At 66.7% G+C, this 1,701-nt stretch carries 1 protein-coding gene; it reads right to left on the bottom strand.

Annotated features, from left to right (window positions below; all coding sequences use genetic code 11):
- The coding region (locus FKP22_RS29485; RefSeq protein WP_141291754.1) for a DEAD/DEAH box helicase at positions 1 to 1,209 on the bottom strand (1,209 nt) is incomplete at its 3' end.
- Positions 1,210 to 1,701 lie beyond the last annotated feature (492 nt).

Genomic DNA, 1,701 nt, shown 5'->3' on the forward strand with positions numbered 1-1,701 from the left:
GCCACCGGCGCCGACGCCGATCGTCATCCGGCGACCCAGCACGATGGGCTCCGCCCGTTCGTTCGGGTCCGGCGCAAAACCGGGCACGATTTCCTTCGGGATGCTGCGCTTGATCAGCTTTTCGATGTCGCGCAGGAACGAGTCCTCGTCCACGCAGACCAGCGACACGGCTTCGCCCTGTGCGCCGGCACGGCCGGTGCGGCCGATGCGGTGCACATAGTCCTCCGGTACGTTGGGCAGCTCGAAGTTGACCACGTGCGGGAGCTGGTCGATGTCGATGCCGCGGGCGGCGATGTCGGTTGCCACCAGGACCTGCAGGTCGCCGCTCTTGAAGTCGGCCAGCGCCTTGGTGCGGGCACCCTGGCTCTTGTTGCCGTGGATTGCCATCGCGCTGATCTCTTCCTTGTTCAGGAACTCGACCAGGCGGTTGGCGCCGTGCTTCATGCGGGTGAAGACCAGCACCTGGTGCCAGTTGCCGCTGCGGATCAGGTGCGCCAGCAGTTCCTTCTTGCGCTCGCGGCCGACCGGGTGGATCTTTTGCGAGATCGTCTCGGCCGTCTGGTTGCGGCGGGCGACCTCGATCAGCGCCGGCTGGTTCAGCAGGCGGTCGGCCAGGGCCTTGATTTCGTCGCTGAAGGTGGCCGAGAAGAGCAGGCTCTGCTTGGCCTTGGGCAGCATCGCGAGCACCTTCTTGATGTCGTGGATGAAGCCCATGTCCAGCATGCGGTCGGCTTCGTCGAGGACGAAGATTTCCACGTGCGACAGGTCCAGCGTGCCTTGCTGCGCATGGTCCAGCAGGCGGCCGGGGGTGGCTACCAGGATGTCCACGCCCTTGCGCAGGCGCTCGATCTGCGGGCCCATGCCCACGCCGCCGAACATGACCATGCTGGTCAGCGGCAGGTACTTGCCGTACAGGCGCACGCTTTCCTCGACCTGGGCGGCGAGTTCGCGAGTGGGGGTGAGGATCAGTGCGCGGATCGCGACGCGGCCTTTGGCGTCTCGCTTGGTGCCCAGCGCTGCCAGGCGGTGCAGCATGGGCAGCGTGAAGCCGGCCGTCTTGCCGGTGCCGGTCTGGGCGCCGGCGAGCAGGTCACCGCCCAGGAGGACGGCGGGAATGGCCTGCGCTTGAATGGGGGTGGGTTGTGTGTAGCCTTGTTCGTGCACGGCACGCACAAGCGGTTCGGCCAAGCCGAGGGTGTCAAAGGTCATGCAGACTCAGTTGGGGAGCGTGTCGCCGGCCCATTTGCCGCCGGGAGGGGGCACCAGCCAGGGGCCCGGCGTGGGGGGAGGGTGAGCACCGAGAGGGCATTCACCGATGTCAGAAGCGACAAGCAGGCATCAGAGCTGGACTCGAAGCCGCTGAGTACAGTGTACCAGTCAGGGGATTGCCCCGCCGCATTGGGCATGCTTTGAATAGAGGGTGTTCCCGGTCCGGTTACATTTCGCCGCTGGCTCCGGACAGCGGACCGTGGGTCCGGGCCCTTGCAACGCCTGTGGCGGGCGCCCTGGCCACCCTTTCTAGGAACGAAGTTGCGCGGTCTTTCTCACATGCTTGGCTCCTGGCAGGACGCGCGCAGCGAAGTGCTGGCGCTGTTTTCGCCCGAGCCTGCGGCTGCCGAGTTGCGGGCGCGCCACCTGGCGATGGTGACCCGGCTGTCGCCTGCCGTCATGCTGGCCAATGCGCTGTGCGGCGTGCTGGTG

It is taken from the genome of Ideonella azotifigens (genome assembly GCF_006519715.1).
Classification (GTDB): domain Bacteria; phylum Pseudomonadota; class Gammaproteobacteria; order Burkholderiales; family Burkholderiaceae_C; genus Ideonella; species Ideonella azotifigens.